This window comes from Amycolatopsis sp. cg5 (genome assembly GCF_041346955.1).
Lineage (GTDB): Bacteria > Actinomycetota > Actinomycetes > Mycobacteriales > Pseudonocardiaceae > Amycolatopsis.
The window spans coordinates 8,017,221-8,031,071 of record NZ_CP166849.1 but is presented as its reverse complement, the minus strand read 5'-3'; the positions used below and the strand labels follow the sequence as shown (position 1 = coordinate 8,031,071).

General features: G+C 71.2%; 11 protein-coding genes. 4 read left to right on the top strand and 7 right to left on the bottom strand.

The genetic code is table 11. The features are described 5' to 3' along the window. Positions 1-12 precede the first annotated feature (12 nt). The 5 genes from glpX to AB5J62_RS36255 form a co-directional block, all read right to left on the bottom strand. Positions 13-1,077 carry a class II fructose-bisphosphatase gene (gene glpX / locus AB5J62_RS36275; protein WP_370944542.1) on the bottom strand — a complete coding sequence of 355 codons (1,065 nt, stop codon included), beginning with the start codon at positions 1,075-1,077 and terminating at the stop codon, positions 13-15. 76 nt (positions 1,078-1,153) lie between these two features. Further along, positions 1,154-1,372, bottom strand: a complete 219-nt coding sequence (locus AB5J62_RS36270; RefSeq protein ID WP_370944541.1) for an exodeoxyribonuclease VII small subunit — start codon at positions 1,370-1,372, stop codon at positions 1,154-1,156. Further along, complete coding sequence (locus tag AB5J62_RS36265) at positions 1,369-1,755, bottom strand: hypothetical protein (protein ID WP_370944540.1); 387 nt, start codon at positions 1,753-1,755, stop codon at positions 1,369-1,371. Before AB5J62_RS36265 ends, AB5J62_RS36270 begins: the two co-directional genes overlap by 4 nt. 2 nt (positions 1,756-1,757) lie before the next feature. Next, positions 1,758-2,990, bottom strand: a complete 1,233-nt coding sequence (gene xseA, locus AB5J62_RS36260; protein WP_370944539.1) for an exodeoxyribonuclease VII large subunit — start codon at positions 2,988-2,990, stop codon at positions 1,758-1,760. Further along, complete coding sequence (locus AB5J62_RS36255) at positions 2,987-3,574, bottom strand: lipid droplet-associated protein (RefSeq protein WP_370944538.1); 588 nt, start codon at positions 3,572-3,574, stop codon at positions 2,987-2,989. Before AB5J62_RS36255 ends, xseA begins: the two co-directional genes overlap by 4 nt. Positions 3,575-3,678: 104 nt before the next feature. On the opposite strand from AB5J62_RS36255, the gene AB5J62_RS36250 reads away from it, so the two are divergent. After that, the gene (locus AB5J62_RS36250; RefSeq protein WP_370944536.1) at positions 3,679-4,689 is read left to right on the top strand and encodes a 4-hydroxy-3-methylbut-2-enyl diphosphate reductase; all 1,011 of its coding nucleotides are present in this window, start codon (positions 3,679-3,681) and stop codon (positions 4,687-4,689) included. 51 nt (positions 4,690-4,740) lie between these two features. Here the strand turns inward: AB5J62_RS36250 and AB5J62_RS36245 are convergent, their stop codons facing one another. Continuing rightward, on the bottom strand, positions 4,741-5,604 hold the full coding sequence (locus tag AB5J62_RS36245) for a DUF6542 domain-containing protein (RefSeq protein ID WP_370944535.1): 864 nt from the start codon (positions 5,602-5,604) through the stop codon (positions 4,741-4,743). 260 nt (positions 5,605-5,864) lie between these two features. Beyond that, complete coding sequence (rmuC, locus tag AB5J62_RS36240) at positions 5,865-6,773, bottom strand: DNA recombination protein RmuC (RefSeq protein WP_370944534.1); 909 nt, start codon at positions 6,771-6,773, stop codon at positions 5,865-5,867. A 154-nt stretch (positions 6,774-6,927) separates the two neighbouring features. Here rmuC and AB5J62_RS36235 point away from each other — a divergent pair, with 154 nt between their 5' ends. The 3 genes from AB5J62_RS36235 to AB5J62_RS36225 are packed head-to-tail and all read left to right on the top strand — an operon-like array spanning position 6,928 to position 13,810. Then, the gene (locus AB5J62_RS36235) at positions 6,928-8,070 is read left to right on the top strand and encodes an exonuclease SbcCD subunit D (RefSeq protein WP_370944533.1); all 1,143 of its coding nucleotides are present in this window, start codon (positions 6,928-6,930) and stop codon (positions 8,068-8,070) included. Beyond that, on the top strand, positions 8,070-11,030 hold the full coding sequence (locus tag AB5J62_RS36230) for an AAA family ATPase (protein ID WP_370944532.1): 2,961 nt from the start codon (positions 8,070-8,072) through the stop codon (positions 11,028-11,030). Before AB5J62_RS36235 ends, AB5J62_RS36230 begins: the two co-directional genes overlap by 1 nt. Positions 11,031-11,086: 56 nt before the next feature. After that, the gene (locus tag AB5J62_RS36225; RefSeq protein WP_370944531.1) at positions 11,087-13,810 is read left to right on the top strand and encodes an AAA family ATPase; all 2,724 of its coding nucleotides are present in this window, start codon (positions 11,087-11,089) and stop codon (positions 13,808-13,810) included. Positions 13,811-13,851: the final 41 nt, after the last annotated feature.

The window sequence follows — 13,851 nt, the reverse complement described above, 5'->3', positions numbered from 1 at the left end:
GAACAGGGTCTCCTAAGGCAGTGGCGGGACGATGGCCTCATCGTCCGGCACCGCGTCGAGGTGGCCGTCGAAGTCGATGGAAGCGTACGCGCGCAGCTTGTTCAGGCGGTGATAACCGTCGATCAAGCGCACGGTGCCGGACTTCGAGCGCATCACGATCGACTGGGTCGTCGCGCCGCCGGAGCGGTAGTGCACGCCGCGCAGCAGGTCGCCGTCGGTGACGCCGGTGGCGCAGAAGAAGACGTTGTCGCCGGTCACGAGGTCGTCGGTGAACAGGATCCGGTCGAGATCGTGGCCTGCCGCGAGCGCCTTCTGCCGCTCGGCCTCGTCCTTCGGCCACAGCCTGCCCTGCAGCTCGCCGCCGAGGCACTTCATCGCGGCGGCCGCGATGATGCCCTCGGGCGTGCCGCCGATGCCGATCAGCATGTCGACGCCGGTCGTCGGCCGCGCGGCCGCGATCGCGCCCGCGACGTCGCCGTCGGAGATGAACCGGATCCGGGCGCCCGCCTCGCGGACCTCTTTGATGATCTGCTCGTGCCGGGGCCGGTCGAGGATGCAGACGGTGACGTCGGACACGCCGCTGTGCTTGGCCTTCGCGACCCGGCGGATGTTCTCCGCGATCGGCGCCGACAAGTCCACCAGCCCGGCGGCCTCGGGGCCGACGGCGAGCTTTTCCATGTAGAACACCGCGGACGGGTCGAACATCGCGCCGCGCTCGGCGACCGCGAGCACCGCGAGCGCGTTCGGCATGCCCTTGGCCATCAGCGTGGTGCCGTCGATCGGGTCGACCGCCACGTCGCACGCGGGCCCGTCGCCGTTGCCGACCTCTTCGCCGTTGTACAGCATGGGCGCTTCGTCCTTCTCGCCCTCGCCGATCACCACGACGCCGTTCATCGAGACGGTGCTGATCAGCTGCCGCATGGCGTCGACGGCAGCGCCGTCACCGCCGAGCTTGTCGCCCTTGCCGACCCACCTGCCCGCGGCCATCGCCGCGGCCTCCGTGACCCGCACCAGCTCCATCGCCAGGTTGCGGTCGGGGAGTTCCTTGGTCGTGCTGGCTTCGTTGCCGCTGGACATGCCTTGCCTCCGGGTTCACCGTGCTCGGGGGGAACCCAGTCTCTCAGATACCGGGCGGATCCCCGCATGGCGAAGGTCACTCGGAGTCGTCGGCGCCTTCCTCGACCGAGGCCAGCGCGGTCTCGATCCGCTCACGCGCCCCTTCGAGGTGGTGTTCGCAGATCTTCGCAAGCCGCTCGCCCTTTTCCCACAGCGCAAGGGATTCCTCCAGCGACTTGCCGCCGGCTTCCAGCTCGCGGACCACCTCGACCAGCTGGTCGCGGGCTTGCTCGTAGCCGAGTTCGGGATTGCTCACGCGTGGGGGCTCCTGTGCTTCGCGGTGTTCGCGCAGACTACCGCGCTGGCCATCGCGTGGTCGTACCCGACGAAGGCACGCGCGAACTCGCTGCCGTCACCGTCCGCGATCGCGTCCTCGATCTCGGACTGCGCGCCCGCGACCTTGCGCCGCTGGGCGGAACCTTCCGCCGCCCACCAACGGGCGCCGACGTGCTCCGAGGTCGCCGCCGAGAGCTGGCGCAGCCGAGGCCCGAGGTCGCGGCCCTGCGTGCAGCCCGCCAGCAGCGACGTCCAGCAGTCGAGCGCGGCGTTGTTGGTTTCGAGGGCTTTGCGCAGCACGGCGCTCGCCTGCGCGGTGATGGCCGCGTCGACGGTGAGCGGGAGGAACGTGGTTTCCCGCACCCTTACTCGCTTTCCGGATCACCCTGGACGACCGCCTTGGCCGCGCCGTCGGCGACGCGGATCCGTAGTTTCGCGCCGTCTTTGATTTCAGAGACCGATCGGAGCACGTGCGGGTTGCCTGCCTCGTCGTAAAACTGCACGACCGCGTAACCACGGGCCATCGTGGCGGCCGGACCGAGCGCGGTGAGTCGCGCGCGGGCACTCGCCAGTGCGGCCTGTTCCCTCGAAAGAGTGGTGAGCACGGCGCGGCGGCCACGTTCCCGGTGCATCTCGACGTCGCCGGAGCGCCGGTCGATCGGGCCGAGCGGATCGGCGAGCACCGGGCGGCTGCGCAGCTGGTTCAGCAGCCTGGCCTGGGTGTCGACCCAGCCGTGCAGCGCACGGCGGCCCCGGTCCCGCATCTGCCGGACGCGCTGGGTCTCCTCGCGGACGTCGGGCACGATCCGCTTGGCCGCGTCGGTCGGCGTCGACGCGCGCAGGTCGGCGACGTGGTCGAGCAGCGGGGTGTCCGGCTCGTGGCCGATCGCGCTGACCACCGGCGTGCCCGCGGCGGAGACGGCGCGGCACAGCGCCTCGTCGGAGAACGGCAGCAGGTCCTCGACACTGCCGCCGCCGCGCGCGATCACGATGACCTCGACCTCGGGGTCCTTGTCCAATGTGGACAGCGCCTTGATGATCTGCGGCACCGCGGACGGGCCCTGCACGGCGGTGTTGACGACCTTGAAGGCGACATGCGGCCAGCGCGCCTGCGCGTTGACGAGCACGTCGTGCTCGGCAGCAGACGCGCGCCCGGTGATCAGCCCGATTCCCTTGGGAAGAAAGGGAAGTTTGCGCTTGCGCTGCGACGAGAACAGGCCTTCGGCGGCGAGCAGCTTGCGCAGCCGTTCGATCCGGGCGAGCAGCTCGCCGATGCCGACGGCGCGGATTTCGGTGGCACGCAAGCTGATCGTGCCGCGCCCGAGGAAGAACGCCGGCTTCGCGAACACGACCACGCTCGCGCCTTCACGCAGCGGCGGCTCGACCCCGCGCAGCAGCCCGGTCGGGCAGGTGACCGTCATCGACACGTCCGCAGATGGGTCGCGCAGCGTCAGGAACGCCGTCGAGGTGCCGGGCCGCGCCGAGATCTGGGTGACCTGGCCCTCGACCCACACCGCGCCGAGGCGGTGCACCCAATCGCCGATCTTGCGCGCGACCGTGCGGACCGGCCAGGGGTTCTCCGCGGTGGTTTCGCTCACTGGCCTTCTTCGTCAGCGTCGGCGGAGTCGGTCTTGTGCACGTTGCCGATGCGGCGCGCGAGCATGCCGATGAACGACGCACGCGCCTGGTGGGTGTGCTCGTACGCGAGGATGTCTTCGAGCTCCTCCAGGGTGAACTGGCGCAGGCGGGCGCGCAGCTGGGGCAGGGTGAGCTCGTCGTAGCCCGTGATGCCCGCCGGGCCTTCGGCGCTGTCGTTCTCGCCGTCGCGGTGGTCCTCGGCGAGCGCGCGCTCTTCCTCGGCCCACGGATCAGGTGACTCGTCGAACTCGGGCAGTGGCTGAGCGTGACCATTGGTCTCGGGGCGCGGCGCGGGGACGTCGACGTCCTCGTCGAAGGTCGCCCAGCTCGGGGTGTCTTCGACCGGGCGCAGCGCGGACAGCGCGTCATCGCCCTTGATCGCCAGCTCGGTGACGTGCTGCTGGACGCGCATGGAGAACTGCAGCACCTGGCTCACGGCCGTGACCGGCAGGCCCAGCAGCTGCTTGGGAAGTTCACGAACCCGCTCGGCGGTGGTGACGGCGAGGCCCGCGGCGACCCGGAGGGGGAGCGGGAGTGGCTTCATACGTCTAGCCTGCCGCATCTGAGCCATCCTGCCCAACCGAATGGGTGTGTCGGGGCAGCCCACGTGACTCCGCGCACACAACGTGAGCCCGTACCCTGGAGGTCATGAGCTCCTCAAGCCCCGGAACCGAGCCCGCAGGCACCGTCGACGTCCCGCGCGCCGACGGGCGCAAGCGGGTGCTGCTGGCCAAGCCGCGCGGGTACTGCGCGGGCGTCGACCGCGCGGTGATCGCGGTCGAGAAGGCACTCGAGCTGTACGGACCGCCCGTCTACGTGCGCAAGGAGATCGTGCACAACCGGCACGTGGTCGAGACGCTGCGCGAGCGCGGCGCGATCTTCGTCGACGAGACCACCGAGGTGCCCGAGGGCGCGCTGGTCGTGTTCTCCGCGCACGGCGTCTCGCCGATGGTGCACGCCGAGGCCGCCGACCGGAACCTGCGCACGATCGACGCCACCTGCCCGCTGGTCACCAAGGTGCACAAGGAAGTCAACCGGTTCGCCAAGGACGACTACGACATCCTGCTGATCGGCCACGAAGGCCACGAGGAGGTCGAGGGCACGGCGGGCGAGGCGCCCGAGCACGTCCAGCTGGTCGACACCGCCGAGGACGTCGACAAGGTCACCGTGCGCGACCCGTCCAAGGTCATCTGGCTGTCCCAGACCACGCTTTCGGTCGACGAGACCATGGAGCGCGTCGACCAGCTCCGCGACCGGTTCCCCAGCTTGGCCGACCCGCCCAGCGACGACATCTGCTACGCGACCACCAACCGCCAGGTCGCGGTCAAGGCGATGGCGGCCGAGTGCGACCTGGTCATCGTGGTCGGCTCGCAGAACTCGTCCAACTCGAAGCGCCTGGTCGAGGTCGCGCTGAAGGCCGGGGCCCGCGCGTCGCACCTGGTCGACTTCTCGCACGAGGTCGACGAGGCCTGGCTCGAAGGCGTCACCACGGTCGGCGTCACCAGCGGCGCCTCGGTGCCCGAGGTGCTGGTGATGGACCTGCTCGCGTGGCTCGACAAGCACGGGTACTCCGACGTCGACGAGGTCACCACGGCCAACGAGAAGATCGCCTTCGCGCTGCCCCCGGAGATCCGGCGCGCCGAGAAGGCCGGCAAGTAGCGAACCGACGAAAAGGCCCCCTTGGAAGCGATTCCAAGGGGGCCTTTCGCGTTAGTCCTCGTCCCAGGGACGGCGCTGTGGCTCGCGCCGGGGCGCGCGGCGCGGCGGGCTGTCACCGCGCGGTGGTTCGGCGCGCGGGGTGCGACGCCGGGGCGGCGGGGTGTCGCCGCGAGGCTCGCGACGCCGTGGCGGCTCGTCGCCGTCACGAGGCGCGCGTGGACGCTGGCGGGGCTCCTCGCGGGGAGTGCGGCGACGGGGTGCCGCGTCGTCGGCCGGTGCCGGACGCGTGCGGCGGGCTGGCGCGGAGCCGGTCTCCGAAGCCGGGCGGCGCGGACGGCGCTCGGGCGGCTTCGCGGCGCCCGAGGGGACCCGGGAGGCGGCGGTGTTGCGCGCGGGGCGCTCTTCGTCGTCCTCGCGCTTGGCGGGCTTCGCCTTCTTGGCCTTGACGCCCGCGTCGGGGTCGCGCTCGCGGAAGATCCGGAAGATCCCGATCGCGAGTGTCACGCCGGTGGTGATCGCCATCGTCGGGAACCCGTCGATCAGCGGGCGGCCGATCTTGAGCGCCTTCGACAGCATGTCGGTGTCCTGGGACAGGTCCGCGGCCAGCAGCACCACGCCAGGCACGGTCACGGCCAGCACCAGCGGCGGCTGGACCATCGGCCCGAACAGCCCGCGGCGCTGCACGGCGCACACGGCGGCGACGGCGCCCAGGCAGTAGCAGGCTTGGAACAGCAGCGTCAGGTGCCCTTGCAGCTTCTGGTCGATGAAGGCGCCGAGGATGGCCAGGCCGAACCCGACCAGCACCGCCCCCCACCAGGGCAGACCGCGCCGGTCGCTGATGATGGGACGCTCGTCCCACGGAACGGGGATGTCGTCGGCATCAGGATCGCTCTGGCGATCGCGTATCGCGGTCACAAGTCCACACCGTATCCCCTGGTTGTGAAGATCCTGCTAGCACTCCTTCCTGGTTGTGTGACACCGCCACCGGATTCACCCCATGGTGATCTCCGCCGGACCGCGTCGTCCGCGACCGATCACGCCTGACCAGCGCAGACGTACCTGAAGGGTCGGCATGCGTACCTGAAGGGTCGCCTCGCGTACCCAGGGAGTCGCCACGCGTACCCGAAGCGTCGGGAGCGTGCCGACCGCTCGGGTACGCGTGCCGACCGTCCGGGTCAGCCGGTGAGCTCGTCGGGGCGGCGGATCTGGGTGACGGGGGCGGGCGCCGCGGCGGCGTCGGTGAGCGGGGCGACCGTCGAGCGGAAGGTCTCCAAGGCGTCGAGTTCGCGGCGGCGGGCCGAGAGGAAGCGCTGGAGGTGGGTGCTGGACAGGTTGACGGCGTCCACCGCGTTGCCCGCGGCGCGGTGCGCGGCCGAGGCGCCCGCGCGGACCTGCTCGACGTCTTCGAGCAGCGCGCGGTCGCTGGCCGCGAACAAGGCGGCCGAGGCCAAGACCGCGAACCCGGTCGGGCCGCAGACGAAGACGCGGCGGTCGAGCATCCAGCGCAGCAGCTCGGGGTCGGTGTCGAGCGCGGCGACCACGGCCGCGTCCGACGGCACGAACATGATCGTGCCGTAGATGGCGTCCGCCCAGCGCTGGTAGCCCTTGCCCGCCAGCTCCGCGGCGCGCGAGCGCAGGTGCCGGACGTGCACGCGCAGCGCGTCGAGGCGCTCGTCGGGGTTGTCGGTCTCGACCGCCTCGGCCCAGCAGGCCATCGAGGCCTTAGCGTCGACCGGCACGCTCCGGCCGCCGCCGACGTGCAGCACCATGTCCGGCTTGACCGAGCCGCCGCCCGCCAAGTCCGTCTGGAGCGTGAAGTGCAGCTCCTCGCGCAGCCCGAGCGCGCGCGCCGTCTCCAGTAGCACCTGCTCGCCCAGCTCGCCGCGCCCGCTGATCGACGCGAACGCCACCTCGTACCGGCGCAGTGACAGCTGCTGCTCGTTGCCCCTGGCGCGCTCCGCTTCGACCTGCTTGGCCGCCGCGTCCGCCCGGCGCATGCCGTCGTTGTACAGCCGCCACAGTAGCGCGACCGCGATTCCCAGCAGCACCGCGACCACGACCGCGGCCGTGGTAAACACCGTCACCCGAAAACAACTCCCATCCGTGTCCGACCGCGTACGCATTCTGGCGCAGCCCACCGACAAAAACTGTCCGACACTCCGCGTAGCACATGATGTGGGGGACACGCGGGTGCCCGCCTCCCACATGTTGTCGGTCCGGCGGCTTACCTTGATGACTGTGAGATTGCTGCACACCTCCGACTGGCACCTCGGCCGCACCTTCCACGGCGCCGATCTGCTCGCCGAGCAGCAGGCCGTCCTCGAGCACCTCGCGGAGGTCGTCGCCGACGAGCGGGTCGACGTCGTGCTCGTCGCGGGCGACGTCTACGACCGCGCGGTCCCGTCGGCCGAGGCGGTCCGCGTCGCGGCGCAGGCGCTGGCCCGGCTGCACGAGGCCGGCGCGCACATCGTTCTCACACCAGGGAATCACGACTCCGCCGCCCGGCTCGGCGCGTTCGCCGAATTCGCCAAGGCGGGCGGACTGCACCTGTGCAGCACCATCGCCGGGCTGTCCGAGCCGGTGCTGCTCCAGGACGAGCACGGCCCGGTCGCGCTGTACGGAATCCCTTACCTGGAGCCGGATCCGGCGCGCAACGCGCTCGGCATCGACGCCAAGGGACATGCCGCGGTGCTGTCCGAAGCCATGCGTCGCATCAAGGAAGACTTACAGGCAAGGGAAAACACCCGGTCCGTGGTGCTCGCGCACGCGTTCGTCATCGGCGGCGAGGGCAGCGACTCCGAGCGCCCCATCTCCGTCGGCACGGTCGAGCACGTGCCCGGCGTGATCTTCGACGGCATCGACTACGTCGCGCTCGGGCACCTGCACGGCCCGCAGGTCATCGCCGAGCACCTGCGGTACTCCGGCAGTCCGCTCGCGTACTCGTTTTCCGAAGCGCGGCACCACAAATCCGTCTGGCTGATCGACCTCGGCGCCGACGGGCTGCATGAGGTCCGCCGCCACGAACTGCCCGTCCCGCGCAAGCTCGCGACCGCCACCGGGGAGCTCGCGGACCTGCTCGAAAACCCCGCGTTCGAGGACCTCGCCGAGTGCTATCTGTCGGTCACGCTGACCGACCGCGTCCGCCCGATCGACGCCATGCGCAAGCTCAAAGATCGTTTCCCCCACGCGGTTCACCTCGACTGGCAGCCCGAAGGCGGCGGCATCGGCTCGGTGCTGAAGTACGCCGAAGCCGTCAAGAACCGGACCGACGACGAGATCGCCCGCAATTTCCTCGATGACTGCCGTGGCGCGCCTCCCAACGACAGGGAACACGGCCTGCTACGGATGGCCATGGACGCCGCCGGCAGAGGAGAGACGTAATGAGACTGCATCGGCTGGAGGTCACCGCCTTCGGCCCGTATGCCGGGCGCGAGGTCGTCGACTTCGACGTGCTCGGCGCCGACGGTCTCTTCCTCCTGCACGGCGACACCGGCGCGGGCAAGACCACGCTGCTCGACGCGGTCGCGTTCGCCCTGTTCAACTCCGTGCCCGGCGCGCGCGGCGAGACCAAGCGGCTGCGCTGCGATCTCGCGGACCCCGACCAGGTCACCGAGGTGGCGCTGGAGCTGACCGTGCAGGGCCAGCGCCTGCGCGTCGTCCGCAATCCCGAGTACCTCCGCCCGAAGCGCCGGGGCGACGGCTTCACGAAGCAGCAGGCCAAGGTGTCGCTGACCTGGGTCGGCGCCGCGCCGAGCGGCTACGCGGCCGACGGCGTCACCCGCAACGACGAGGTCGCCAGGACCATCGAGCGGCTGCTCGGCATGAACCACAAGCAGTTCTTCCAGGTGGTCCTGCTGCCCCAAGGCGAATTCGCCCGGTTCCTGCGCGCCGACACCGCCGAGCGCGAAGACCTGCTCGAACGGCTTTTCAGCACCGAGCGCTTCGGCGACATCGAGCACTGGTTCACGAACCTGCGCACCGAGCGGCACCAGGAGCTGCAGAAACAACGCCTGGCCACGCAGAACTGGGTCACCCGGTTCGCGCAGGTCGCCAAGGCCGAGGCGCCGGAGGACGAGCAGATCGACTGGGTCGCCGGCATCTGCCTCGACGCCGTTTCCCAGGTCGAAGCCGCCAAGCTGGCCGAATACCAGGCACGCGGGGTCCGCGAGAAGGCCGAGGCCGTGCTCGACGAGCGCAAGGCGATGGCCGAGCGCGTCCGCCGGGTCAGGACCGCGCACGCCAAACTGGCCGAGCTGACGGCCACCGAAGGCCAACGGGAGCGGTGGCGCGCCGAGGTCGCGGCAGCGAACCGGGCGGCCGGGGTCGCCGACGCCGCCATCCAGCTGCGGAAACGTACCGACCAGCTGACCCAGTCCCGTCGGCTCGAACAGGTCCAGGAACGCGCGCTCGAAACGCTGCGCCAGGCCGCGACCGGGTCCGCCGCCGAACTCCGCGCCACCGCGGGCGCGCTGCGCGAAGAGGCGGGCACGCTCGCCGGTCTCGTCGCCGAAGCCGAGCAGCAGCGCCAAGATCGCGTGCGCATGAGCGAACTCGCCGACGCCGCGCGGTACGCGGGCAAGCGGGTCGAGGAGCTCACCGGCAAGATCGAGGAACTCCCCGCGCGGCTGGAACGCTTGCGTGGCAAGGCGAACGACGCGCTTACGGCCGAAGCGAAGCTGGCAGGGCTGCGCCTGAACGCCGAGGAACTCACCAAGGCGCTGCGCGACGCCGAAGAGCTTCCGGGCGCCCAGAAGTCCTTCACCGCTGCCGACTCCGCGCTGCGCGAAGCCGTCGACGCACACCAGCATGCCCGAGAGCACCGACAGAATCTGCGAGAGCGGCGTCTCGACGGGATGGCTGCCGAGCTCGCCGCCGATCTTGTGCCCGGTCAAGCCTGTGCGGTGTGCGGTTCCGCCGAGCACCCGGCGCCCGCGATGCCGATGCTGGCACTGGTCGACGAGAAGCAGGAGAAGACGGCCGAAGACGCTGAAAAGCGCGCGGAAGCCGCACGCGAGCGCGCTCAGCTCACGAAGCTCGAAGCCGAGAAACTCGTTGCGGCGCTTGAAGAACGCCTGCGTGGCCGTGCTCGCGAAGAGCTTGCCGCCGAGGTCGAGAAGGCCCGTGCCGAGCTTGCTTCGGTGTCCGACCTGGCAGCGCAGCGCGCGCGGTGGGAACGCGAAACACGGCAGGCCGAGACCGAGTCCGGGCAGCTCGCGGATCAGCTGAACCAGGTCGAGCAGGACGTCGTGAAGGCCGAGACCGGCCAGAATTCGCTGGCCGAGCAGGTCGCCGAGCGCGACCGGCGGCTCGAAACGGCGCGCGGTGACCACCCCGACGTCGGCGCCCGGCGTGCGCATCTGCTGTCCGTGGTCCGCGCGCTGGACGCGCTGGCCGAGGCCAGGACGGCCGCCGCGACCGCCGAGCGCGAGTGCGAGGAGCAGCGCGAGGCGGTCGGCGCCGCGTTGCGCCGGGCCGAGTTCGCCACGCTGGAAGAGGCGCAGGCCGCGGCGAAACCCGCCCAGGTCGTCACGGACCTCGAAGCCCGGCTCACCCAGGCGCGGACCGACGAGGCGCACGTCCGGTCCGTGCTCGCCGAACCCGAACTCGCCGGCGTCACGCCTGACGACGTGGTCGACCTGGAGTCCGCCGTGGACACCGCGCGCCGCGCACGGGCCGAAGCCGAAAGCGCCGTCGCCACGCTCCAGGCCGCTGAGCTGCGGTCGCGGGAATTGTCGGACCTCGCGGGCAAGATGAGTGAGGCGATGACGGAGCTGGCACCGGTGGAAGAGGAGTTCGCCGAGCTCAAGGCCCTGACCGAGGTGGTCAACGGCCGTGGTCAGAACACGCGCAAGATGTCGCTGCGCTCGTACGTGCTCGCCGCGCGCCTGGAGGAGGTCGCGCTCGCGGCCACCTTCCGCCTGAGCACGATGAGCCAGGGCCGCTACTCCTTCGTGCACTCGGACGCCGCGGGTTCCCGAGGTACGCGTGGTGGTCTCGGTCTCGACGTGCTCGACGACTACTCAGGCACGGTCCGCCCCGCCAAGACCTTGTCGGGCGGCGAGTCCTTCCTGGCCTCGCTCGCACTCGCGCTGGGTCTCGCGGACGTCGTCGCCGCCGAGACGGGCGGAGCGCTGCTCGACACCCTGTTCGTCGACGAAGGCTTCGGCACGCTGGACGCCGAGACCCTCGACATCGTCATGAACGTCCTCGACGAGCTGAGGGCCGGCGGCCGCGTCGTGGGCCTCGTGTCCCATGTGGAGGAACTCCGGCACCGGATTCCCACCCGCCTCAGGGTCCGCAAGGCCCGCACCGGCTCGACGCTGGAAATCCAGACCGCTTAAGCCTCTCGGGTCGTGAGTGTTGCCGACGGTTCTAGCCGTCGGCAACACTCACGACCATGTTGGTCGGCAGGGACCCCGAACTGGCCGCGTTGCGCGCGGCACTCGACGCGGCGCGCGGCGGCGAAGGCCGCGTGGTCATGGTCGGCGGCGAGCCGGGCATCGGCAAGACCCGCCTGGTCACCGAGCTGACCAGGCTCGCCGCCGCCGAGGGTGTCCCGGTGCTGCTCGGCCGCACGCTGCAGGAAGAAACCGCCCCGGCGCTGTGGCCGTGGTGGGAGGCGCTCGCCGGCAGGCCCGAGCTGGACCTGCTGCGCGAAGTCGGCGAAGACCGCGTCCAGCGCATGCTCGCGTTCGCCTCGGTGCTCGCCTCACTGAGCGCTTCGGCGACTCAAGGACTCGTCGTCGTTCTCGAAGACCTCCAATGGGCCGACGAAGCGACGCTGACGTTTTTCTGCCAGGGAGCGGGAAAACCCGGTCTCCTGCTGGTGGGTACTCACCGGCCGACCCCGGCACTTCGCGAAACCCTGACCACTTTGGACAGGACCGGCGCGGTCACCCGCGTCAGCCCTCGCGCCTGGCAGGCCCGGGAAATCGCCGAAGCCGCCGCGACCGCGCACCCGACCTGGCACCCGATGCTGCTGCGGGCCAGCGGCGGCAGCCCGCTGTTCGTGGTCGAGCTGCTGACCGCGCTCGAGCACGCCGGCATCGCCGCAGAACCGGCGCCCGAAGACGGCAGCTGGCCGTTCGGCATCCCCGAAACCCTCGCCGCGATCACCACGACGAGGGTGGCCGAGCTGTCCCCGGCGGCTCAGCGCGCCGTGGCCATCGCGGGCGTACTCGGCACCGATTGCGGCCACGCGGAACTGGCGGTGCTGGGCGAGGAGCCCGCATCGGCGCTCGCGGCGCTCGAAGAAGCCACCGCGGCCGGTCTGCTGACTCTCGTCGACGACATGCCGGCCAAGTTCGGCTTCACCCACGCGCTGCTGCGCGAAGCCGTCTACGCGAATCTGACCGTTCAGCAACGGCTGGCCTGGCACCGGCGCGCGGCCGAAGCCATGGAGACCAACGGTTTGGCAGGCGAGTCGGCCGCGCATCGGCTGCGGTCGGCCACCGACGACGCGAGCCGCGCACTCGCCGTCGCCGCCTGCCGCCGTGCCGCCGCGGATGCCGTCCGGCTCGCGCCCGATCGCGCGGTGACGATTCTCGAAGCCGCGCTCGCGTTGCCGGGAATCGCTGACGAAGACCGCTGTGAGCTGCTGCTTTCCTGCGCCGAAGCCGAGTACGGCGGCGGGAAGATCGACGCGGCGCTGGCCAGGTGCGGCGCCGCGATGGATCTCGCGACGCGGCCGGAGCAGTCGGTCCGCGCGGCGCTGATCGTGCACGGCGTCGGCGGCCCGGCGAACCTCGAACTGCTCGGGCTGTGCGACCGCGCGCTCGCGACGCTGCCGGAGGACGCGGTCGCCGGCCGGGCACGGGTGGTCGCCCAGCGCGCGCTCGCGGCCTCGGAGGCGCTGGGCTTCGCCGAGGTGAGCCAAGGCAGCGAGGAAGCGTTGCGGCTGGCGGAATCGAGCGGTGATCCGCTGGCGCTGGCCGACGCGTTCCGCGCGCGCCAGCACGCGATCAGCGGTACCGAAGGACTTCGCGAACGGCTCGATCTGGCGCGCCGGATGATCGCGCTGCGCGAACCGGAAGACGCTGAGCTGTGGGGACGGCTGTGGCGCATCGACGCCTCCTGCGAGCTGGGCGCCTTCGACGTGGTCGACGTCGAACTGGCCGCGCTCAAGGTGCTCGCCGAGCGGATCCGCTGGCCGCTCGCGCACTGGCACCTCCACCGGCTGAGCGCGATGCGCGCGCTGGTGGCAGGCCGGTTCGCCGACGCGGCCGTCGCCGCCGACCAGGCGCTCGACTGGGCCAAGCGCACCGAGGACTGGAGCGCGATCGGCGTCGACACCGCGTTCCGCGTGGAAATGCTGCTGCTGCAGGGCCGTCACGACGAGATCGTGGACGCCGTCAGAGCGGCGCGCCCGCTCGTCCGGCTGCCGATCTTCTGGTCTTCGGTCGGCAGGTACTTCGCGGACATGGGCGACCTGACCGCCGCGCGGGAGAACTTCGACGACCTGCGGCCGGTGCTCGGGTCGCTGCCCCGCGACGGACGATGGCTGGCGACGGTGGCGTACGGCGCGGACCTCGCCGTCTCGCTCGGCGAGCGGGACGCGATGGAACTCTGTCTCGAACTCCTGTTGCCGCACACGGGACTGTGCATCGCGGGCGGCTCGGGCGCCGTGCTGTGCACCGGCTCGGTGTCCCGCATGACGGGCATGCTCTCGGCCGCGCTCGGGTGCCCCGACGAGGCGGACCGGCATTTCACCGACGCCGTGGCGCTCGAGGACCGCGTCGGCGCGCTGCCGTACCGGACGCTGTCCGAGATCGGGCTGGCGAACGTGCTGCGCGAGCGCGGGGCACGCGGCGACGTGACCCGCGCGACCGGATACGCCGAACGCGCGCTGGCCACCGCGGAACGCATCGGCATGCGACCGGCCGCGCGCGCGGCGAAGGAGGTGCTCGCCGAGCTGCGCAAGGACCACTCGATCAAGCTCACCCCGCGCGAACGCGAGGTGCTCGCGCTGCTCGCCGACGGCCGGTCGAACCGGGAGATGGCGGCCGGGCTGGTGCTGTCCGAGCGCACCGTCGAGACGCACGTGGCCAATGTGCTGGGCAAACTCGGCCTCTCGAACCGCACGCAGGCGGCCGCGTGGGCGGCCACGCACGGACTTACGTAGCCGCCTCCGTACTTACCCGGATCCGCCCGCGCGCCGGACCG

Bases quoted from the DNA above. Each gene is read 5' to 3' on its own strand.
- glpX (WP_370944542.1), bottom strand. From the start codon at position 1,077: ATGTCCAGCGGCAACGAAGCCAGCACGACCAAGGAACTCCCCGACCGC.
- AB5J62_RS36255 (WP_370944538.1), bottom strand. From the start codon at position 3,574: ATGAAGCCACTCCCGCTCCCCCTCCGGGTCGCCGCGGGCCTCGCCGTC.
- AB5J62_RS36250 (WP_370944536.1), top strand. From the start codon at position 3,679: ATGAGCTCCTCAAGCCCCGGAACCGAGCCCGCAGGCACCGTCGACGTC.
- AB5J62_RS36230 (WP_370944532.1), top strand. From the start codon at position 8,070: ATGAGACTGCATCGGCTGGAGGTCACCGCCTTCGGCCCGTATGCCGGG.
- AB5J62_RS36225 (WP_370944531.1), top strand. From the start codon at position 11,087: ATGTTGGTCGGCAGGGACCCCGAACTGGCCGCGTTGCGCGCGGCACTC.